Genomic DNA, 21011 nt, shown 5'->3' on the forward strand with positions numbered 1-21011 from the left:
TGCCGGGATCGCCGTCTCCGTCGCTGCCGGATGAGACTGTACCGAACCTCGCTTTGGAATTCATAATCGGGGGGCCGTAGGATTCCTCAACGGGTCCCCGGGCGGTCGACGGGTGCCGGGTAGGACGACGGGATGTGGCGCAGCTTGGTAGCGCATCCGCTTTGGGAGCGGAGGGTCGCAGGTTCAAATCCTGTCATCCCGACCAGAACGAACGGCGGCGGAGCAATCGGCGCCGTAGTGAGACCGAAACAAGAGCACGACACAGAAGGAGCATGTCCGTGAAGAGCACCGTCGAGCAGCTCAGCCCGACGCGAGTCCGTATCAACGTTGAGGTGCCCTTCGAGGAGCTCCAGCCTGATTTCGACCGCGCATTCAAGGCCCTCGCGGGCCAGATTCGCCTGCCCGGCTTCCGCCCCGGCAAGGCTCCCCGTAAGCTCCTCGAGGCCCGTGTCGGTCGCGGCGCCGTGCTCGAGCAGGTCGTCAACGACGCGATCGGCCCCCGCTACAGCGAGGCCGTGACCGCCAACGACGTCAAGGTCATCGGTCAGCCCGAGATCGAGCTCACCAAGATCGAGGACAACGTCGAGCTCGCGTTCACCGCCGAGGTCGACGTCCGCCCCGAGATCACCCTCCCCGGCTTCTCCGGCATCGCCGTCACCGTCGATCCCGTCGAGATCACCGACGAGGACGTCGCCGAGCAGCTCCTGTCGCTGCGCCAGCGCTTCGGCACCCTCAAGGGCGTCGAGCGGGCCGTGCAGGACGGCGACTTCGTCTCCATCGACCTGTCCGCGACCGTCGACGGCGAGCCCGTTCCGGAGGCCGCGACCGAGGGCCTGTCCCACGAGGTCGGCTCCGGCCAGCTCATCGAGGGTCTCGACGAGGCGATCATCGGCCTCGAGGCCGGTGGCTCGGCGGAGTTCACCTCGACGCTTGTCGCCGGTGAGTTCGCCGACAAGGAAGCCCTCGTCACCGTCAAGGTGAACTCCGTCAAGGAGCGCGAGCTTCCCGACGAGGACGACGACTTCGCGCAGCTCGCGAGCGAGTTCGACACCCTCGACGAGCTGAAGGCCGACCTGCGTGAGCGCGTCGAGCGCGTCAAGAAGGTCGAGCAGGCCGGCCAGATCCGCGACAAGGTCCTCGAGGCCCTGCTCGAGACCGTCGAGGTTCCGCTGCCCGAGGCGGTCGTCCAGGCCGAGGTCGACAGCGCGCTGCACGACGCCATCCACGCGCTCGATCACGACGAGACCAAGCTCAACGAGCTGCTCGAGGAGCAGGGCTCGAGCCGCGAGGAGTTCGACAAGGACGCCCGCGAGTCCGCCGAGCGTTCCGTCAAGACCCAGCTGCTGCTGGATGCGATCGCCGAGGCCGAGAACACCACGGTCGAGCAGCAGGAGCTCACCGAGCGCATCTTCTTCCAGGCGCAGCGCTACGGCATCCCGCCGGAGCAGTTCATCCAGCAGATCAGCCAGGCGAACCAGCTCGGGGCGATCTTCGCCGACGTGCGTCGCGGCAAGGCGCTCGGCAGCGTCGTGAACCAGGCGACCGTGACCGACACCACCGGTGCGACCGTCGACACCGAGACGCTGTTCGGTTCGAAGGCCGACGAGGGCGCCGAGGACGAGGCCGCGGCCGACGAGTCGGCCGAGTAGATCGCGCTGATCGTTCCGCTGTAAGCGAATTGGGGCGGCACCGGGCATCCGGTGCCGCCCCCCTTTCGTTAGTGTCTGTGTCAGCAATCCACGATTGACGAGAAGGCAGGTACCGTGACTCCTCAGAATCCGGCGACATCCATCGGTCCGACGATGACCTCGGCCACCGCTGGGCTGAACCTCAGCGACTCGGTCTACGAGCGCCTGCTCCGCGAGCGGATCATCTTCCTCGGTACCCAGGTCGACGACGACATCGCCAACAAGCTCTGCGCCCAGATCCTGCTGCTCGCGGCCGAGGATCCGTCGCGCGACATCTCCCTGTACATCAACTCCCCGGGTGGGTCGGTGACCGCCGGTATGGCGATCTACGACACCATGAAGTTCGTCGAGTGCGACGTCGCCACGTTCGGTATGGGCCTGGCCGCCTCGATGGGGCAGTTCCTGTTGTCCGCCGGAACCAAGGGCAAGCGGTATGCCTTGCCGCACGCGCGGATCATGATGCACCAGCCGTCGGCGGGTATCGGTGGTACGGCCAGCGACATCGCGATCATGGCCGAGCAGTTCGCGCACACCAAGCGGGAGATGGCCGAGCTCATCGCCGAGCACACGGGTCAGACGGTCGAGCAGATCACCGCCGACTCCGACCGTGACCGCTGGTTCACCGCGTCCGAGGCGCTCGAGTACGGCTTCGTCGACCACGTCGTGTCCCGGGCCACGCAGGCCGGCGGCACCGGCAACTAGCCGAACCCGACGATCCGTCCCCCGCATCACGAACTTCTTGGAGAAGCGATGACCAACCTCTTCGATCCCCGCGCTCTGGGCGGAGCGGCACCTGCCGGCCCCTCCTCGCGCTACATCCTTCCGTCGTTCATCGAGCACTCGAGCTACGGCGTCAAGGAATCCAACCCGTACAACAAGCTGTTCGAGGAACGCATCATCTTCCTCGGCGTGCAGGTCGACGACGCGTCGGCGAACGACGTCATGGCGCAGTTGCTGGTGCTCGAGTCCCTCGATCCCGACCGCGACATCACCATGTACATCAACTCGCCCGGTGGCTCGTTCACGTCGCTGATGGCGATCTACGACACCATGCAGTACGTGCGCGCCGACATCACCACCGTGTGCCTCGGCCAGGCCGCCTCGGCCGCGGCCGTGCTGCTCGCCGCCGGTACCCCCGGCAAGCGCCTGGCACTGCCGAACGCCCGCGTGCTCATCCACCAGCCCGCGACCGGTGGCATCCAGGGCCAGGTCTCCGACCTCGAGATCCAGGCCGCCGAGATCGAGCGCATGCGTCGGCTCATGGAGACCACGCTGGCCAAGCACACCGGCAGGGACGCTGAGCAGATCCGCAAGGACACCGACCGCGACAAGATCCTCACCGCGGCCGAAGCCGTCGAGTACGGCCTGATCGACAACGTGCTCGAGTACCGCAAGCTCTCGGCGCAGAAGTGACCGGCACGGCCCGGTCCGGGACCCGCAACCGTGGGTTTTCGGACCGGGCCGGTCCACACGCAGCGGGACGTACACGGATCGCACCGCACAAATATGACCTTCGAAACGCGAAGAACCGGTCGACCTGTGCAGTGATCTCCGGGTACGGTCGAACCGAGGCGCGCTCGCCGGACCGGCACTGTCGGCGGTCTCGGCGTCTGTTGCACGCACACGAGGAAGTAGGGGACCTGACAGATGGCACGTATCGGTGATGGCGGAGATCTGCTCAAGTGCTCGTTCTGTGGAAAGAGCCAGAAGCAGGTCAAGAAGCTCATTGCAGGCCCCGGTGTCTACATCTGCGACGAGTGCATCGACCTCTGCAACGAGATCATCGAGGAAGAACTCGCCGAATCCACTGAGGTCAAGCTCGACGAGCTGCCCAAGCCCGCCGAGATCCGCGAGTTCCTCGACAACTATGTGATCGGTCAGGATTCGGCGAAGCGGACCCTCGCCGTGGCGGTCTACAACCACTACAAGCGCATCCAGGCGGGCGACAGGTCCCGCGACGCGCGCGGCGAAACCGTCGAACTCGCCAAATCCAACATCCTGTTGCTCGGCCCCACCGGCTGCGGCAAGACCTATCTCGCGCAGACGCTGGCGAAGATGCTGAACGTGCCGTTCGCGATCGCCGACGCTACCGCCCTCACCGAAGCCGGCTACGTCGGCGAGGATGTCGAGAACATTCTCCTCAAGCTGATCCAGGCAGCGGATTACGACGTCAAGCGCGCCGAGACCGGCATCATCTACATCGACGAGGTCGACAAGATCGCCCGCAAGAGCGAGAACCCGTCGATCACCCGGGATGTCTCGGGGGAGGGTGTGCAGCAGGCGTTGCTGAAGATCCTCGAGGGGACGCAGGCGTCGGTGCCGCCGCAGGGTGGACGCAAGCATCCGCACCAGGAATTCATCCAGATCGACACCACCAACGTGCTGTTCATCGTGGCCGGTGCGTTCGCAGGTCTCGAGCGGATCGTCTCCGACCGCGTCGGCAAGCGCGGCATCGGATTCGGTGCCGAGGTGCGCTCGAAGGCGGACATCGACACCACCGACCATTTCGCCGAGGTCATGCCCGAGGATTTGATCAAGTTCGGTCTGATCCCCGAGTTCATCGGCCGTCTGCCCGTCGTGGCGTCGGTGACGAACCTCGACAAGGATTCGCTCGTCCAGATCCTCTCCGAGCCGAAGAACGCCCTCGTGAAGCAGTACGTCCGGCTCTTCGAGATGGACGGTGTGGAACTCGAGTTCACGACCGACGGGCTCGAAGCGGTCGCGGACCAGGCCATCCTGCGCGGCACCGGCGCCCGCGGCCTGCGCGCGATCATGGAGGAAGTGCTCCTGCCGGTGATGTACGACATCCCGAGCCGGGACGATGTCGAGAAGGTGGTGGTCACCGCCGAGACTGTCACCGACAACGTGCTGCCGACGATCGTGCCGCGCAAGCCGGACCGCGAGCGTCGCGACAAGAGCGCGTAAGCACTCTCGAGCCGACGGACTCGGAACTCCGACGACGACCACGGCCCCCGGCTGACGACGGGTTCTGGCGATCCCCGCAACACCCTGGATTTCAGGGAGTTGCGGGGATCGTGGTTTCTGCAGAGTTGAAGGACCGGTTCTTCGAAGCGCTCGACCGTGAAGACGGCAATGTCGGCGCTGCCGCTCGGAGCGTCGGACTCAATCGCAACACCGCCTACGGCTGGATTCGTCGAGCGGGGCTTCGCGGGCGGGGCAAGCCCGTTCCCGCTGCTCTACCTGGCCCCGGTGATCGTCGCGGCGGTTCTCGGGGACGCAGCCCGAGCTGACGATTCCCGATGCGGGCCGACCCTCACCCCGCGGCGCGGATGCCGTCGAACATCAGCCGCTGGATGGCCGTGTTCAACGACTGCACCTGCGCGGCATCGCCGGTGCGCAGGCCCTGGATCGCGCTGGCGAGCATCATCCCGTTGACCGCCTGCGCGGTGCCCGGAACGTCGAGGTCGGCGCGCAGGTACCCGCGTTCGACGCCGTGCTCGAGGTAACCGGCGGTCAGCGCCACCGCGTTGTCGAGCAGGCCGTACAGCCGCTGGGTCAGATCCGCGTCCACACCGGTCGCCTCGAACAGCAGCAGTCGCGGGACACGCGGATCGTCGAAGAAGATGCGCGGCAGCGCCTCCGCGATGCGCGCGACCTGCGCCCGGTACTCGTCGAGGCTGTTCGCCGCGTCGGGGGCGTTCTCCATCGCGAGTGTCCCGATGATCTTGCCGACGAGGTCGTCGATGACGTGCTCGATGATGTCGCGCTTGTTCTCGAAGTAGCGGTAGAAGGTGCCGTGGCCGATCCCGAGCACGGCGGCGATGTCCGCGATGCCCGTCGCGTGGTAGCCGCGCTCAGCGAAGCAGTCGAACGCCGCGTCGATGATCTCGCGGCGCAGCTCGGCCTTCTTGCGTTCCGCTCGAGTGGTGGCCTCCGTCATAGGGCGATGATACGTTATTCCCAAACGGAATGATGTGTCAGTTTCGGAAGAGTGATTCTGGGAGGGGCTTCGGATGGCTGCTGTGCGGGAGCATCATGATGCGGTGATCGTGGGTGCCGGATTCGGCGGGATGGGTGCCGCGATCGAGCTCAAACGCCTCGGCTTCAACGACATTCGCATTCTCGAGCGCGAGGACGACCTCGGCGGCACGTGGCATGTGAACCGCTATCCGGGCCTGGCCGTGGATATCGCCTCGGTCACCTACTCCTACTCCTTCGAGCCGAACCCGTACTGGTCGCGGCTGTTCGCGCCCGGCGCCGAACTCAAGCGCTACGCCGACCACGTCGCCGACAAGTACGACCTGCGCCGGCACATGCGCTTCGGGGCGGTGGTCGAGGGAGCGCGGTGGGACGAGGCCGAGCAGTGCTGGGTGGTCTCGGTCGCCGGCCAGGAGTCGATCACCGCGCGCTACCTGCTCACCGCCACCGGGTTCCTGTCCCAGCCGCGCATGCCGGACATCGAGGGCATCGACACGTTCGCGGGCACCGTCATCCACACCACCGCGTGGGACGACACGCACGACCTGACCGGCGCCAGGGTGGCTGTCATCGGCACCGGCGCGACCGCGGTCCAGCTGATCCCCGAGGTGGCGTGCAAGGCCGCCGACCTGACGGTGTACCAGCGCACGCCGATCTGGGTGCTGCCCAAGGTGGACACGCCGATCCCCGGTGTGGTGCAGCGGCTGTTCGCCCGCCTCCCGGCCTCGCAGCGGGTGGCCCGCTGGGTCAGTTCGGGCATCCTCGAGGCCGTGATGGTCAGCGCGGTGCTGCACTACCGGCAGACCAAGGTGCTGAGCAAGGGCGCCGCAGCGCTCTCGCGGGCGTTCCTCCGCGCGCAGGTCGGCGATGCCGGGCTGCGCCGGAAGTTGACCCCGGACTACGACTTCGGCTGCAAGCGCCCAACGTTCTCCAACAGCTACTACCGCACCTTCACCCGAGACGACGTGCACCTGGAGACGGCGTCGATCGAGCGGATCGAGGCGGACGGCATCGTCACCGCCGACGGCCGCAAGACCACGATCGACACACTGATCCTGGCCACCGGGTTCAACCTGTGGGACGTGAACTTCCCGGCGATCGAGGTGATCGGTCGAGAGGAGCGAAACCTGGGGAAGTGGTGGCGTGACAACAGGTTCCAGGCCTACGAGGGTGTGGCTGTGCCGTACTTCCCGAACTTCCTCACACTCGCGAGCCCATACTCGTACAGCGGGCTGTCCTACTTCACCACCATCGAGTCGCAGATGGCGCACATGCAGCGACTGTTCGGCGAGATGCGACGGCGCGGCACGGACGTCTTCGAGGTCACCGAGGGTGCCAACGCCGCCTTCCTGGACCGGATGACCGCCAAGCTGGACGATTCGGTGTTCTACGGGGGCAGTTGCCAGAGCGCCCGCAGCTACTACTTCAACCAGCACGGCGAGGCGGCGATCCTGCGCCCCACCTCCACGGTCAACACGTTCCGGGAGGCCCGCAGCTTCCCGCTGGACGACTACACCATGCGGGCCTCCGCCGCTCTCGGGTAGCCGCCCGGCTCAACCGGCCGCCGTCAGATGCCGAAGACCGACGACAACGAACCGAAGGAGTTGACACTCTGCGGCAAGTAGGCGTTCACCGGCAACCCCATGCTCGTCAGCCCGCGAGGCGCCTCAGGTCGGGGTAATTCAACAGCTCCCAGCCGCCGTCGACGACGAGGCTCGCAAGAACCGGCCGGTGCGCCGGGTTCCGAGCGCCGGTGCGGGTTGTCCCTCGCCGAAGACGAATTCGCCCCCGACGAACACGGCGGTGACGGCCTCGTCGTTCCGGTTGACCATCCGGGACAAGTTGTCGTACTCGGCGACAAGGGATTCGGCGTAGGCATCGAGGGACTCGTCCAGGTGCGCCGGATCGATCACGACGAGGTCGGCCCGGTCACCCTCGCGCAGGTGCCCGGCGTCGAGGTCGTACCAGTCGGCGAGCTCGCCGGTGAGCCGGTGCACGGCCTGCTCCACCGACATGAACGGATTCCCCGATCGCTCGGCGTCGCGCACGCGACGCAGCAGGCGGAGCCCGAAATTGTAGAAGGCCATGTTGCGCAGGTGTGCACCGGCATCGGAGAAGCCCAGCTGCACACCGGGATCGGACGCGAACTTGTTGAGCACCTCGGGGCGGTGGTTCGAGATCGTGGTGCGCCATCTGACCTTGGTGCCGTACTCGACCACCAGGTCGAGGAAGGCGTCCACGGGATGCACCCCGCCGCGCTCGACCCCGACCTGGCCGAAGGTCTTGCCGATCGCCGACTCGTCCGGGCATTCGACGATCTCGGCGTCGAAGAAGTCACGGTGCCAGACCCGCGGACCGTACTTCTTGTCGTAGTCCTTGCGGAACCGGCGGCGGTAGGACTCGTCGGCCAGCAGCGCGCGCCGCTCCTCGATCTGATTCGACAGGTGCAGCGCGGCCGCACCCGACCCGAACTCCTCGAACACGGGCAGGTCGATGCCGTCCGAGTACACCTCGAACGGCACTGGCAGGTGTTGCCACCGGAAGTTGCCGCGTATCCCGTTGACGGCCCTCGCCATCGCCGGGAACACGTGCGCCACAGCCGGTATCGCCTTGACGTCCGCGGCCGAGAGCAGGCTCACCTTCAACGGGCGGCGGAAGAGCCCCATGCTGCTCAGCGCCAACGCGACCATGGACTGCGGGCGGCCCACGTCCGGGCCGGCCTGCAATGCCCGGCCCCTGCGTCGCAGGATCGCACTGAGCCGTCGACGTTCCCGCCGTGTCGAGTACGTCGACGGCAGAGTCCGGGACCGGCAGACCTCGCCGTCGAGCTTGTCGAACAGCAGCTCCTGCGAGGACATGCCGATGAAGCCCGCGTCGAGCGCCTCCTCGAGCTTCGCCGCCATCGCGTCGAGTTCGGCCGGGGTGGGCTTGACGTCCTTGCGGGTCGCCCGATCCAGGCCCATCTGCGCGACCCGGATGTCCGAATGGCCGATGAAGGAGGCCACGTTCGGGCCCAACGGCAACGCCTCCAGCGCCTCGACGTACCCGTGCGCCGAGGTCCACGTCTGGAACTCGGTGAGCGTGTCGACCACGAATCTGCGCGGGATGGCCTCGACCCGGCCGAACAGGTCGCCCGCGTCGGACGGGCCGGCATGGACCGCCGACAGCGAGCACGACCCCAGGAAGATCGTGGTGACGCCGTGCCGCACCGACTCCTCGAGCCCGGGGTCCAGGAGGACCTCGACGTCGTAGTGGGTGTGGATGTCGACCATGCCCGGGATGACCCACTTCCCGGCGGCGTCGACCACCTCCGGGCAGTCCGTCTCGTCGAGTGCATCGACCGACACGACGGCCACCCGGCCGTCACGGATGCCGAGATGCCTGGTCTCGGACCGTGCGCCGGTGCCGTCGAACCACCGGCCGTTCTTGACGATCACGTCGTAGCTCATCGCAGACCACTCCAATCTCGAACGTCATCGGTTTCCACGCACGGGGCCATCAGACGACCACCTGGGTGCGCATCGTCTTGCCGGTCGCGTTGCGCGGTAGCGGCGACGTGGTGATCCGCCACCGAGCCGGGACCTTGAAATAGGCGAGGCGCTCGCCGGCGAAGGCCCGCAGCTCCTCTTCCGTGACGGCGTCCTCCGACCGCGCGACGACCACCGCGGCCACCTCCTGGCCGAGGTCGGGGTGGTCGACGCCGATCACCGCGCACTCGAGGATCTCGGGGTGCTCGTCCAGGCACTGCTCGATCTCCATCGGGTACACGTTCTCGCCGCCGCGCACGATCAGGTCCGACCGTCGCCCGGTGAGTCGGACCATGCCGTTCTCGATCACACCGAAGTCGCCGGTGCGCAGCCAACGGTCCTCGGTGATCGCCGCGGCGGTGGCCTCCGGGTTGTCCCAGTAGCCGAGCATCACGTACGGGCTGCGCGTGCAGATCTCGCCTTCCACCCCGTCGGGGACCTTCACCCCGAACGGGTCCCTGACCTCGACGGCGACCCCGATGATGGGCCGCCCGAGGGTTCCGGGGAACTGTGCGAGATCGAGCGGGGTGGCGACGGAGATCGCGGTGGCACTCTCGGTTTGGCCGTAGCTGTCGACGAGGGAGCTGCGCGCGAACGGCACCTTCTCGCGCAGGCGGTCCTGGAACGCCGCGGACGACGGCGCCGCCGACAGCGCGAACGCGGTGACCGAGGAGAGGTCGTATCGCGACAGATCCTCGTGCTCGAGTAGACGATTCGCCATGGTGGGGACGGCGGCCCAGTTGGTCACGCGCTCGCGCTCGACCAGCCGGAGCATGCGGTCCACGTCGAACGAGCCCTGGTAGATCACGACCGCACCGCCTGTGGCCAGCCGGGGGACGGCCAGGTTGTGCAGGCCGGCGATGTGGAACAGCGGCGAGGTGAGCAGGTACCGCCGGTCGCTCGGGGCATCCGAGCTCGGGTCGCCGCCGGTGAACGCTGCGGCGAGCGCATCGCTGTACCGGTGGTAGTCGATGGTCGCGAGCACGTTTCGGTGCGAGTGCACTGCGCCCTTGGGTCGGCCGCTGGTCCCGCTGGTGTAGAAGATCAGCGCCGGATCGTCCTCGTCCACATCGGTGTGCGGCAGGTCGGAGCCGGCGAACTCGGCGATCAGGCTCGGGAGGTCCTGCTCCATGGTCAGCACGGGGGCGTCGGCGCCGAGCTCGCCGAGCAGCGCGGCGCGCTTGGCGTCGGCGACCACGACGGTGGGCTTGGTGTGGTCGATGCCGTACTCGACCTCACGCGGCGCCCACCAGGCATTGAAGCCGACCGCGATCGCACCGAGTGACTGCGCCGCCCAGAAGGCGACGAGCCATTCGGGGGTGTTGGCGGCCAGGATGCCGATTCGGTCGCCCTTGCCGACGCCGTACCGCTCGCGCAGCGCGGTCGCGAGCGCGGCGGCGGCGGACCCATGTTCCGTGTAGCTCATCCGGCGATCCTCGGCGACCAGGTAGTCGCGGTCGCCGTAGTCGAGCGAGGCGGCGAGGACATCCCCGAGGGCCCGGTCGCGGTTCTTCATCACCGGCATCTCGGTGCCGAGCACCGTCTCGACGCCGAGTTCGAACCGTCCGCCCGGGCCCGTCAGCCCGGCCATCACGGACGCGATGTACTCCTGCGGGTCAACGGACTTCGTCACTGTGAATCCTTTCGATGCAGTGGTCAGTGGTATTCGGGCAGGGCAGTCCGGTCACGGGAGGAGCACCGCTCGGCCCCGGATCTGCCCGGCTTCGAGGCGGTCCAGGGCGGTGCGGGCGTCCGCGAGGTCGAACGGGTCGACCTCCACGGTGAGCCGCCCGGAGCGCGCGAGCGCGATCGAGTCGATGAGGTCGCTTCTGGTGCCGCCGTAGGACTTCCGGACGGATGCACCCCACGGCCAGCCGGGTCCGCCCGCGGGTTCCGCCGTCACGCCAGGGACGCCGCCGCCGAGCCCGACCATCCGGTAGGTCCCGTTCGGCGCGACAGACTCGACGGACATGCGGGCGGTCGCATCGATCCCCACGAAGTCGAACACCGCGTCAGCGCCGCGGCCCTCGGTGAGATCGAGGATCTGGCGTGAGGTCGCTGGCCCCGATTCGAGGGCGATCTCGGCGCCGCAGCGCTTCGCGAGGTCGAGCTGGGCGGCACCGACGTCGACCGCGACCACGCGTGTGGCGCTGACCGCCCGCAGGATCTGCACGGCGACGTGCCCGAGCCCACCGATCCCTATGACTACCGCGGTGGAGCCGGGTCGCAGGTGCTCCATGGCCCCACGGATCGCGTGGTAGCTGGTCAGCGCGGCATCAGCCATCGGTGCGGCCTGCTGGAAGTCCAGGTCGCCGATCGGCACGAAGGAGCGGGCCGGCACACGCACGTATTCGGCCATGCCGCCGTCGGGCCCGAGCCCGGGGCACGGCGGCATGGCGGTCCGGCCGGCGGCCAGGCAGACGTTCTCGTTGCCGCTGACGCACTCGCGGCAGACACCGCACGACCAGCAGAGGTAGATGATCCCGCGTTCGCCCGCATGGCGGCCGTCCACTTCACTGCCGACCGCCTCGATGGTGCCGGCGATCTCGTGCCCGAGGGTGAGTGGCTCCTCCCGCATCTTCACGGGGAAGTGCAGCAGGTGGAGATCGGAGTGGCAGATGCCTGCCGCACCGACCCGGATCAGCAGGTCGGACGGCCCGATCTCCGGCACCGGGACCTCCCTGATCTCCAGGACGCCGGGATCGGTCAGTTGTAGTGCTCGCATCACGCCACCGCCTCGAAGGTCGCATTCAGGTAGGCGTCGGCACGGTCGGACCCGATGAGTCCAGGCGCCATCTTGTTCATCGCATACGCGAAGGTGATCCCGCGGTCGAGGTCGTTGACGACGAACGACCCGCCAACCCCTGCCCACCAGCAGACCTTGCCGTCGGGAACGGCGGGCGCCGTCTGTGCGTGCGGCAGCCCGTAGCCGATCCCGAACCGCAGCGGGGTCAGGATCCCGAGGTCCACACCGTCGGCCTGCTCCCAGAAGATCGCGTCGATGGTGTCGGCTGACAGCCAGGTCTTGCCGTCGAGGATGCCGCCACCGGAGACGATCGACTGCAGTCGGGCGATGGAGCGGGCGTTGCCGTGGCCGTTGACCGCCCCGATCTCGGCCTGCCGCCACTGTGGGTCCGCGGTGCGCTCGTAGTCGAGCAGCGGGCTGGTCAACGTCTTGACCAGGATGCTGTCCTGGTCGAGCGTGGACATGTCGAACTCGAGGGCAGGCGGCGGCACCAGCGGCGCGATCCGGTCGAAGTGCTCGGGGCCGGTGCCGATGTGGAAGTCGGCGCCCAGCGGCCCGGCCAGCTCCTCCGCGAAGAACCGGCCGAGTGTGCGGCCGTCGACCCGCCTGATCACCTCTCCGATCAGGTGCCCGTAATTGAGGGCGTGATAGCCGGACGCGGTGCCCGGCTCCCACCACGGGGCCTGACCGGCCAGCCGTGCGGCCGCGGACTCGTGGTCGTAGATGTCGGCGAGCTCGATCGGGCGATCCCACCCGGACACCCCGGAGGTGTGCGCGAGCAGGTGCCGGATCTCGATGTCCGCCTTGCCGTTCGCGGCGAACTCCGGCCAGTAGTGCGCGACCTTCTCGTCGAGGTCCAGCACGCCGCGGTCCGTGAGCAGCAGGGCGGACAGGGCGGTCATCGTCTTGGTGATGGAGAAGACGTTGACGATGGTGTCGCGGTCCCAGGTGGTGGTGCGTTCGGTGTCGGTGTGTCCACCCCAGATGTCGACGACGGGTTCGCCGTCGACGGTCACACAGATGGACGCCCCGAGTTCCTCACCGGAGGCGAGCTGCAGCTCGAGTGCCTCGCGAACCGACTCGAAGCCCTCCGCGCAGAATCCCTGTGTCAGTGTCATCGGATCTCCTTCTCAGGCGTTCTGCAGGGCGCGAGCGGGCACGGGCAATGCGTTGCCGGCCAACCGGGCGCGCTTGCCGCCGTCGGCGATCTCCTTCTTCAGGTTGCGCACGTACGGGTCGAACTCGCACTGGATGGTGTGTCGCGGGGATTCGTAGTAGGGGCCGAGGTAGTACTTTTCGTCGGCGGCGAGGACGGACCGCATCTCGCTGGGCGACGGGGGCTGGTACTTGCCGGCGAGGTAGGCGGCGACGAGCTTGCTCTGTTGCTCGGCGAAGTTCACCAGGGTCGGCATCGGCTGTGCGAGCCCCATGAAGAAGAGGTTGTCGATGTCGGGCTTCATCATCCGCTTGAACAGTGGGAATCGGTTTCTGCTGTCGGGCAACAGGTTCGGGTCCGTGAAGAACGGGAAGCTGATGCGGTAGCCGGTGGCGCAGATGATCACGTCGACGTCTTCGGCGCTCCCGTCGGCGAAGCGCACCTGCTTGCCCTCCAGCGCGGTGATGGCGGGCTTGAACGAGATGTCGCCCGAGCCCGCCTTGCCGAGGAACTCGCCGCTCGCGGACGGGTGCGCCTCGAAGGGCTGGTGATCGGGCTTGGGGAGGCCGTAGCCCTCCATGGTTCCGATGTTCTTGCGCAGGAAGCGACGGCTCAGCGCGAGCGAGAGCGAGCGCGGCATCCAGGCCGGCGCCGACATCTTGTCGCCGGCCTTGCCGCCCAGGTACTTCGGCAGGACCCAGACACCGCGGCGAGCGGAGACCGTCAGCTTCTTGGCGAGGAAGCGCTGCGAGAGTTCGGATGCGATGTCGAGGCCCGAGTTGCCCATTCCGACCACCACGACGTTCTTGCCGCGCATGTCGATCGGGTCGAAGGGGTCGTTGTACTCGTGGCTGTGCATCAGTGTGCCGTCGAACTGTCCGGGATAGTCCGGGGTATTCGGGTCCCAGTGGTGCCCGTTACACACGATCAGCGCGTCGTAGGCGCGCGTCTCGCCGGTGGACAACGTCACGGTCCACAAACCGTCGTCTCCGCGTTCGGCGTGGTCGACGGAGGTGTTGAAGGTGATCTTGTCCCGCAGGCCGAAGTGGGCGACGTAGTCCTTGAAGTATTGGAACAGCAGCGAGTGGTGCGGAAAGTCGGGCCACTCGGCGGGGACCGGGAAGTCCTCGAATGCCAACCGCCACTTCGAGGTGTCGATGTGCAGGCTCTGGTAGCAGGCCGACATCCCGTTGGGGTTCTTGTAGTACCAGTTGCCGCCCACCTCGTCGGAGGCCTCGAAGCAGTCGAACGGGATGCCGTGGTCCTGGAGTCGTTTGGCGGTGGTGATCCCGGATGGGCCCGCGCCGATGATGCAGACGGTCGGCAGGTTTGTGGAGCTCATGATGCTCGCTTTCTGTACGTGTGCGGCCATCGGCCGACGACGGTAGCGATGTGGTCGGCGCCATCGACGCTCGCCGGAGTGACTTACGCCATACTCCGAGTTTGGTGACGGACTGTCAAGTGAATGACGGAACGTATTCCCAATGACGGGGAGATTTGCCCGATCGCGCGACGTGGACCAGGGTGGTGAAGGTGAGCACGGCAACCGGCGATGGCAAGGGAAGGCGCAGCACACTGCGTGAGGAGCAGAAGCGCGCGACCCGCGCGAAGCTCGTGGAGTCCGCGCGTGAGCTGTTCGCCACGCAGGGCTACGCGGCGGTCACCGTCGACGACATCGCGGCGGCGGTTGGCTGCAGCCGTGCCACGTTCTACCTGCACTTCCCCAGCAAACTGGAGATCCTGCGGGTGATCAGCGCCGAGAAGATGGCGCCGAGCGCGCTGGCGTTCTATCAGGACCTGGACCGGGTGCTCGACTCCCGGTCCCGGACCGAGTTCACGGCCTGGGTCAATCGCGCCATCGACTGGTTCGACGAGCACAAGCAGATGCTGCCGGCCTGGGACGAGGCGGTGGCGCTCGAACCGGACTTCCGGGAGACCTCGCGTGAGGGGATACTGGCGCTGCCCAATGCGATGACGCAGTACCTGGCGAGCTGGCCGGAGGAGCGACAGGACGAGGCCCGGCTGCGCGTCGGGCTGCTGGTTGCCCAGCTCGAACGGTTCTTCACCCGCTGGGCGCTGCAGGGCACGATCGACGTCACCCGCGAGCAGGCCGCCGAGGTGCTCACCGACATCTGGTTCCCGGCGCTGTCGGCGCCGCTCGACACCTAGACGATATGGAGCGAGCTCACGACAGATCGTGCGTCACTCCATATCGTCCAGGGCGTTTCGCTACGTGCGGCGTGGCTTGCGATGTTTGGTCGTCAGCTCTGGCGGTTGCCGCGCACTTACTGATCGTTTCAGAATGAGTTCGGCGTGGTTGAGGGCGTTCTGGGACGGTTTCGGGCACCGTGTCGAGAGTGCCTGTTGATCTTGTCCCTGACGATCTGTGGGAGCGGGTAGCTCCGCTGCTTCCGCCGAGATCTGCCCGTCGGTACCGGTTCCCGGGGCGCAAGCCGGTCGACGACCGGGTCGCGCTGGCCGGCATCATGTTCGTTCTGCGGACCAATGTCGCCTGGCGTGATGTGCCGGCAGAGAAGATCGGGTGCAGCGGCGTGACCTGTTGGCGCAGGTTGCGGGAGTGGACCGAGGCCGGGGTGTGGCCGCGGCTGCACGAGATGCTGCTCGCGGAGCTGCGCGCCGCCGGGTTGCTCGAGATGGACGACGTCGCCGTGGACGGTTCGCACGTGCGGGCCCTCAAGGGGGGATCACACCGGGCCCTCGCCAGTGGACCGGGGTCGCACCGGCAGTAAGCACCGTGTGATCGTCGACCGGCACGGAACCCCTCTTGCGGTGTCGCTGACCGGCGGAAACCGCCACGATGTCACTCAACTGATGCCGCTCGTCGAGGCGATCCCACGCATTCGAGGCCGTCGGGGGCGGCCACGGAACCGGCCCCGCCGGTTGTTCGCCGACCGAGGATACGACTACGACAAGTACCGGAACCTGCTTCGTGGGAAAGGGATCACACCGATGATCGCCCGCCGGGGTGCCGTGCATGGCTCTGGGCTCGGCAAGGTCCGCTGGGTCGTCGAGAGGACCTTCGCTTGGTTGCATCAATTCAAGCGCCTACGAACACGTTCCGAGGTACGAGCGGACCGGCATCAGGGTCTGCTCGAACTCGCTTGCGGCATCATCTGTTTGAGACGACTGCGGAGATCATTCTGAAACCGTCAGTTACTGCACGGGGCGCGCCGTGCCCACCAGCCGTTGGCGACCCGTCGCAACGAACTGCCAGCGTCACACCGGATTGTACTGCGCAGTCGGTGTTCCGGCGCCCGGCATGCGTGGTGGCGGACTCGGATCGCCCAGGGCGACACTTTGCCAACTCTAGGTCGTTCGACCTAGAGTTGGGTTCCATGGATGACCAACTTGTGAGAGACAACGGCGGTCCGGTACTGATCGTCGGGGGATACGGCACGGTGGGATCGGCACTCACCGAACTCGGTGCAGCACAATGGCCGCTGCTACTGACCGGGCGCACCCCGGAGAACGGCGCGGAACTGGCGGACAGGTACGGCGCCGCGGTGCGGCGCTGGGACCTCTCAGATCCGACGCCGTTCTCCGCTGGCGTTCGTGCGGTAATTGGCGCGGTCAACGACCCGAACGATCGGGTACTCGAAGCAGCAGCGCGGGAGGGCATTCCGTACGTCGACATCACGAGATGGACCAGTCGTATGACGCGTGCGGCAGCGACCGCTGCAGTGGTGGGGCCGAGCGCCCCAACGCTCTTCTCGTCGGCGTGGATGGGGGGTGTCACCAGTCTCGTTGTTGCGGCCTTGATCGCCGAACGCGACGGAGACGCCACGTCGGTCGATATCGCGGTTCGATGGGACATGGCGGATTCGGCAGGAGCCGACTCGGTCGACTTCATGGATCGGCTCGGCGATGACTACGAGGTTCGGCAGTCGGGACGTCCGGTCACGGTGACGCCATTGACGGACCCGCGAACAGTGAATATTGCAGGATTGCCCACCAAGGTGGCTCGCATCGACACTCCGGAACAGTTCACTCTGCCGACGACCCTGGGTATCGACACTGTGTCGACTCGCATCGGCTTCAGTTCGGGCTTGGCCACCACAGCCCTGCTCGCCGTGAAGAAAGTAGGTCTGTTCCGCTGGGGGCGCGGGGATCGGTGGACCTCGGTCCGCAGGGCGTTTCTGTACGCGCCCGGTGAAGGAGGGAGCGCGCGGGTTCGGATCGATGTCGACGGCAAGGGCGGAAGAACGTCGGCGACAATCGTCGACCCCCGCGGCCAGGCCCACCTGACTGCGCTCGGCGGCTACCTCGGATTGCGGAGGGTCCTCGATCCAGCGGCGCCAGCCGGCGTCACCTACCCCGAGCTGCATCCCGATCCGATCTCCGTCCTACGATCGCTGGACGACTACGGAGTGGAAGTGTTGAGGGAGTGACTTCGAGGAAAGGCGCCAAAAGGCAAGCTGAACTGTTGGATTCTGCCGAACGTGTCCTCATGAGCGTCGGCAATGCCAACGCATCCATGCGTGACTTCGCGGCGGCGGCGGATGTGCGTCTCGGCCACCTCCAGCACTACTACCCGACACGAGCAGACCTCATCCGCGCGGTGCTCGAACGGGCACTGCAACGCTCGCTCGAGCGGGTTTCTGCAGCAACGAAGTTCGTTGACGAGGTCGACACAGAGGTGACTCTGACAGAGTCGGAAACGGCGCGGTTGTTCCATACCCTGCTCGCGGAGCACGATGATCCCTCATGCGTGCGGATGTTCATGGAGATCTGGGGGATTGCGGTCAGCGACAAAGCAACAGCTGCGGTCGTTCGCGACTTCTACACCCAGTACGTCGGTCACATCACCGACCTCGTGTCCTGTGTTCGCCCCGAGCTCGACAGGCCACGGTGCTCGGCCGTCGCAGCGGCCGTCGTCAGCCTCCTCGAAGGCGCCGCCGTTGTTCACTCGAGCATCGGCATCGAAGGCTCGGCGGACTCGCGCAGCGAGATCGTCAGGTCCGCAGTCGCATTGGTGCACGGTTCGTGAGACTCCCGGGCGCGCTGTTGTCGCCCGGGAGCAGCACGAAATTCAACCGCTGTGGGACGCCCGAAGGTCCTTTCGGAGGATCTTTCCCGCAGTCGATTTCGGGATCACATCAATGAACTGCACTCGACGCACCTTCTTGTGTGGTGCGACCTGCTCGGCCACGAAGTGCATCACCGCGTCCTCTGTGAGTTCGCTGCCGGGCAGTCTCACGACGAACGCCTTCGGAACCTTCTCGCCCGCCTCGCCCGCCTCGTCCGCTACTCCGATCACGGCGGCGTCGGCGATCACGGGATGGGCCAGCAGGACTGCCTCGAGCTCGGCCGGCGGCACTTGGTAGCCCTTGTACTTGATGAGCTCCTTGAGCCGGTCGACGATGTAGACGAACGGCTCGGAATCGACCACGGCGATATCGCCGGTATGGAGGAACCCGTCGTCATCGATCGTTTCCCGCGTCGCTTCCTCGTTCCCCAGATACCCGGTCATCACATTCGGCCCCTTGACCCACAGTGAGCCGTCGCTGCGGCAGGGAGACCTCAGCCATGCCCGCTGTCCCAAGGAGAGCGATCAAGACCCTACGTCCGGACCCTGATATCGCCCACCGCTACAACGTAAGGAAGGTGACCTGATCGTCGGAACCCGCTCGGCCTCGGCCATTGTGACGTTGGTGGAGCGCTCGACCCGATACGTGTTGCTCGGGCATCTGCCCGGCGGGGCACGCCGCCGAGGAGGTCCGGAATGTCCTCATTCCGCTGATCGGTTCCCCGCCGGAGCATCTGCGGGGATCGTTCACCTGGGATCAGGGGTGCGAGAAGTCTGCTCGCAGACAGTTCACCGTCGCCACCGATGCGCCGGTCTACTTCTGTGATCCGCTCTCGCCCTGGCGACGCGGTTCCAACGAGAACACCAATGGTCTTTTGCAGCAGTACTTCCCGAAAGGAACGGACCTGTCGGTGCACAGCGCCGAGGACCTCGAACTCGTCGCGCAACGCCTCAACAGCCGGCCACGCAGAACGCTCGGCTGGAGAACTCCAGCCGAGCGTTCTGCGTGATCTGGTGACAGTCGTCTAAACCATCGGGACCCCTAGAATCCGCCGACGCCGGGGGCCGTGGTCGTTCCTGAAGTCCGGTGCTCGGCGCTCAGCGCAGTTTGATGCTGCCACCGTCGACCATCAGCGTCTGACCGGTCATGTAGGAGGCATCGTCGCTCGCGAGGAACACCGCGACCCGGCCGATGTCCGACTCCGGGTCGCCGAACCGGCGCAGTGGAGTCTTCGACAGCAGTGCCTGCTCGACACCGGGGTTCGCCTCGATGTACGCCCGCACACCCTCGGTGAGCGCCAGTGGGGAGATGACGTTGACGTTGATATCGTCGGCGGCCCATTCGTTGGCCGCCACCCGGCTGATCGCGCGGATCGCCTCCTTCGCCGCCGCATAGGAGCTTTGCGTCACGTTGCCCTCGATGCCGGCCCCGGACGCGAAGTTGATCACCGAGCCCCGGTTCGCGGCCAGTTGAGCGTGGGCGGCCTTCATCAGCCGGAACGTCGGGTAGAACCCCGTGCCGAACGACAGGTCGAGCATTTCCTGCGTGGTCTCGAGCAGGGGTGCCTGCTTGGACGCGTGCGCGTTGTTGACGAGCACGTCCACCTTCCCGAACGCGTCGACCGCTGCCGCGACGATCCTGTCGGCACTCGCCTCCTCGGAAATGTCCGCGTTCACGAATCGGACTGTGTTGCTGCCGAGTTCGGCTTCGAGCGCCGAGCCGGAGGCGTCGTCGATGTCGACGGACAACACCTTCGCGCCCTCCTTGGTGAACGCGCGGACGATGCCACGGCCGATTCCGCCGGCACCACCGGTGACGATCGCAACTTTACCCGCAAGCCTCATGTCACACTCCTCCTCTGTCGTCTTCCGCCCGGTCAGGTCTGGTGCCTCCCGTCAGTCGATGGCGAGTGCGGGCTTCTCCAGTTCGGCCACGCTGTACGCCGAGTACGTCTCGTACCTGCCGCGCCCGGTGAAGTAGCTCGACAGCTGCTCGTCGAGTTCGTCCACCGTGAACTCGGATCCTGCTGCGTCGAAACGGTTCTCGACCTTCGGGGACGCCATGAGCGCGACCATCTTGCCGTACACGACGAAGACCTGGCCGGTGATCTCGTGGGAAGCGGGGGAGGCCAGGTAGGACACCAGGGTCGCGACGCGCTCGGGGGCCAGGGCGTCGAGTCCGCCGGTCGCGGCCTCGTTCTCGCCGAACGTGGCGGCGGTCATCGCGGTCCGGGCGCGCGGGCAGATCGCGTTCGCGGTCACACCGTAGCGGGCAAGGCCCTGCGCGGTGGACAGGGTCAGTGCGGTGATGCCCGCCTTGGCCGCCGAGTAGTTCGGCTGTCCGGCGGACCCGAACAGGAACGCCTCGGAGGAGGTATTGACGACGCGGCCGTAGACGGGGGCGCCGGCGGCCTTACTCGCGTTGCGCCAGTGCACGGCAGCGGCGTGCGAGGTGGCGGCGTGGCCCTTGAGGTGGACACGGATCACGTCGTCCCAGTCGGACTCGGTCAGGTTGAAGATCATCTTGTCGCGCAGGATGCCCGCGTTGTTGACCAGGATATCGAGGGAGCCGAACCTGCTCACGGCCTCGTCGACGAGGCGGCCGCCGAGTGACCAGTCGGAGACGTCGCCGGTGACGGCGATGGCCTGCCCGCCGGCGGCGGTGATCTCATCAGCGACGTCGTGCGCGGCCTGCCCCATGTCATTGACGACGACCGCGGCGCCGGCGGCGGCGAGTGCGACGGCCTCGGCGCGGCCGAGGCCGGCGCCGGCGCCGGTAACGACGGCGGTGCGGCCGGTCAGGCTGACTGATTCACCCATGAGATCTCTCCTGTGTGGTTGCGTCGGGGCGAGACGACGCCGCGACGGAACTGGTATTGGTTCTAGCTTGTGGGGTGGGTGGGATGGC

17 protein-coding genes, 1 tRNA gene and 2 pseudogenes are annotated in these 21011 nt (G+C 66.9%); 11 read left to right on the forward strand and 9 right to left on the reverse strand.

Annotation, left to right across the window (positions count from 1 at the left end; genetic code table 11):
- The first annotated feature begins 128 nt into the window (after positions 1-128).
- The 5 genes from RZ1_RS16005 (at position 129) to clpX (ending at position 4613) form a co-directional block, all read left to right on the forward strand.
- A tRNA-Pro gene (locus RZ1_RS16005) sits at positions 129-205 on the forward strand.
- 73 nt (positions 206-278) lie between these two features.
- Positions 279-1649, forward strand: a complete 1371-nt coding sequence (gene tig, locus RZ1_RS16010) for a trigger factor (protein WP_169917978.1) — start codon at positions 279-281, stop codon at positions 1647-1649.
- A gap of 114 nt (positions 1650-1763) precedes the next feature.
- Positions 1764-2390: an ATP-dependent Clp protease proteolytic subunit gene (locus RZ1_RS16015; RefSeq protein WP_072813380.1), complete on the forward strand. Its 627-nt coding sequence runs from the start codon at positions 1764-1766 to the stop codon at positions 2388-2390.
- A gap of 48 nt (positions 2391-2438) precedes the next feature.
- Positions 2439-3101, forward strand: coding sequence for an ATP-dependent Clp protease proteolytic subunit (locus RZ1_RS16020; RefSeq protein ID WP_072813382.1), 663 nt, complete (start codon positions 2439-2441; stop codon positions 3099-3101).
- Positions 3102-3335: 234 nt separating this feature from the next.
- Positions 3336-4613, forward strand: a complete 1278-nt coding sequence (gene clpX / locus RZ1_RS16025) for an ATP-dependent Clp protease ATP-binding subunit ClpX (RefSeq protein WP_072813383.1) — start codon at positions 3336-3338, stop codon at positions 4611-4613.
- Between the two features lie 349 nt (positions 4614-4962).
- Here clpX and RZ1_RS16030 read toward each other — a convergent pair whose 3' ends face one another.
- On the reverse strand, positions 4963-5589 hold the full coding sequence (locus RZ1_RS16030; RefSeq protein ID WP_072813385.1) for a TetR/AcrR family transcriptional regulator: 627 nt from the start codon (positions 5587-5589) through the stop codon (positions 4963-4965).
- 73 nt (positions 5590-5662) lie between these two features.
- Here RZ1_RS16030 and RZ1_RS16035 point away from each other — a divergent pair, with 73 nt between their 5' ends.
- Complete coding sequence (locus tag RZ1_RS16035; RefSeq protein ID WP_072813387.1) at positions 5663-7171, forward strand: flavin-containing monooxygenase; 1509 nt, start codon at positions 5663-5665, stop codon at positions 7169-7171.
- Positions 7172-7309: 138 nt separating this feature from the next.
- On the opposite strand, the gene RZ1_RS16040 is transcribed toward RZ1_RS16035, so the two are convergent.
- Genes RZ1_RS16040 through RZ1_RS16060 form a run of 5 tightly spaced genes read right to left on the reverse strand, consistent with a single transcriptional unit; the run spans position 7310 to position 14398 of the window.
- Positions 7310-9076 (reverse strand): N-acyl-D-amino-acid deacylase family protein, encoded by a 1767-nt coding sequence (locus RZ1_RS16040; protein ID WP_072813389.1) that lies wholly within the window; start codon positions 9074-9076, stop codon positions 7310-7312.
- A 49-nt stretch (positions 9077-9125) separates the two neighbouring features.
- A complete protein-coding gene (casG, locus tag RZ1_RS16045; RefSeq protein WP_072813391.1) occupies positions 9126-10787 on the reverse strand; it encodes a steroid-24-oyl-CoA synthetase in 1662 nt (553 codons plus the stop codon).
- A 51-nt stretch (positions 10788-10838) separates the two neighbouring features.
- A complete protein-coding gene (locus tag RZ1_RS16050; RefSeq protein WP_072813393.1) occupies positions 10839-11879 on the reverse strand; it encodes an NAD(P)-dependent alcohol dehydrogenase in 1041 nt (346 codons plus the stop codon).
- Positions 11879-13018, reverse strand: coding sequence for a serine hydrolase domain-containing protein (locus RZ1_RS16055; RefSeq protein ID WP_072813395.1), 1140 nt, complete (start codon positions 13016-13018; stop codon positions 11879-11881). Before RZ1_RS16055 ends, RZ1_RS16050 begins: the two co-directional genes overlap by 1 nt.
- A gap of 12 nt (positions 13019-13030) precedes the next feature.
- On the reverse strand, positions 13031-14398 hold the full coding sequence (locus RZ1_RS16060) for a flavin-containing monooxygenase (RefSeq protein WP_083583731.1): 1368 nt from the start codon (positions 14396-14398) through the stop codon (positions 13031-13033).
- A gap of 182 nt (positions 14399-14580) precedes the next feature.
- Here RZ1_RS16060 and RZ1_RS16065 point away from each other — a divergent pair, with 182 nt between their 5' ends.
- The 4 genes from RZ1_RS16065 (at position 14581) to RZ1_RS16085 (ending at position 18064) form a co-directional block, all read left to right on the forward strand.
- Positions 14581-15225 carry a TetR/AcrR family transcriptional regulator gene (locus tag RZ1_RS16065; RefSeq protein WP_072813398.1) on the forward strand — a complete coding sequence of 215 codons (645 nt, stop codon included), beginning with the start codon at positions 14581-14583 and terminating at the stop codon, positions 15223-15225.
- Positions 15226-15413: 188 nt separating this feature from the next.
- Positions 15414-16221, forward strand: a protein-coding gene (locus tag RZ1_RS16075; RefSeq protein ID WP_139281864.1) for an IS5 family transposase whose coding sequence is annotated in 2 segments (ribosomal slippage) — positions 15414-15754 and positions 15753-16221 — 810 coding nt in all. Because the reading frame shifts where the segments join, the coding sequence is not laid out codon by codon here.
- A gap of 98 nt (positions 16222-16319) precedes the next feature.
- Complete coding sequence (locus RZ1_RS16080; RefSeq protein ID WP_244899341.1) at positions 16320-17465, forward strand: saccharopine dehydrogenase family protein; 1146 nt, start codon at positions 16320-16322, stop codon at positions 17463-17465.
- A gap of 59 nt (positions 17466-17524) precedes the next feature.
- Positions 17525-18064, forward strand: coding sequence for a TetR/AcrR family transcriptional regulator (locus RZ1_RS16085; protein ID WP_238071744.1), 540 nt, complete (start codon positions 17525-17527; stop codon positions 18062-18064).
- A gap of 42 nt (positions 18065-18106) precedes the next feature.
- Here the strand turns inward: RZ1_RS16085 and RZ1_RS16090 are convergent.
- Positions 18107-18577, reverse strand: a pseudogene (locus RZ1_RS16090) (AMP-binding enzyme); the annotation flags it as partial.
- 100 nt (positions 18578-18677) lie between these two features.
- Between RZ1_RS16090 and RZ1_RS16095 the strand changes: the two are divergent.
- Positions 18678-19113, forward strand: a pseudogene (locus RZ1_RS16095) (IS30 family transposase); the annotation flags it as partial.
- 88 nt (positions 19114-19201) lie between these two features.
- Here RZ1_RS16095 and RZ1_RS16100 read toward each other — a convergent pair.
- Positions 19202-19948 carry an SDR family NAD(P)-dependent oxidoreductase gene (locus tag RZ1_RS16100; RefSeq protein WP_072813403.1) on the reverse strand — a complete coding sequence of 249 codons (747 nt, stop codon included), beginning with the start codon at positions 19946-19948 and terminating at the stop codon, positions 19202-19204.
- 51 nt (positions 19949-19999) lie between these two features.
- A complete protein-coding gene (locus RZ1_RS16105; RefSeq protein ID WP_072813404.1) occupies positions 20000-20923 on the reverse strand; it encodes a 3-oxoacyl-ACP reductase in 924 nt (307 codons plus the stop codon).
- Positions 20924-21011 lie beyond the last annotated feature (88 nt).

Source organism: Rhodococcus zopfii NBRC 100606 = JCM 9919, assembly GCF_001895025.1.
In the GTDB taxonomy this organism is placed as follows: Bacteria; Actinomycetota; Actinomycetes; order Mycobacteriales; family Mycobacteriaceae; genus Rhodococcus; species Rhodococcus zopfii.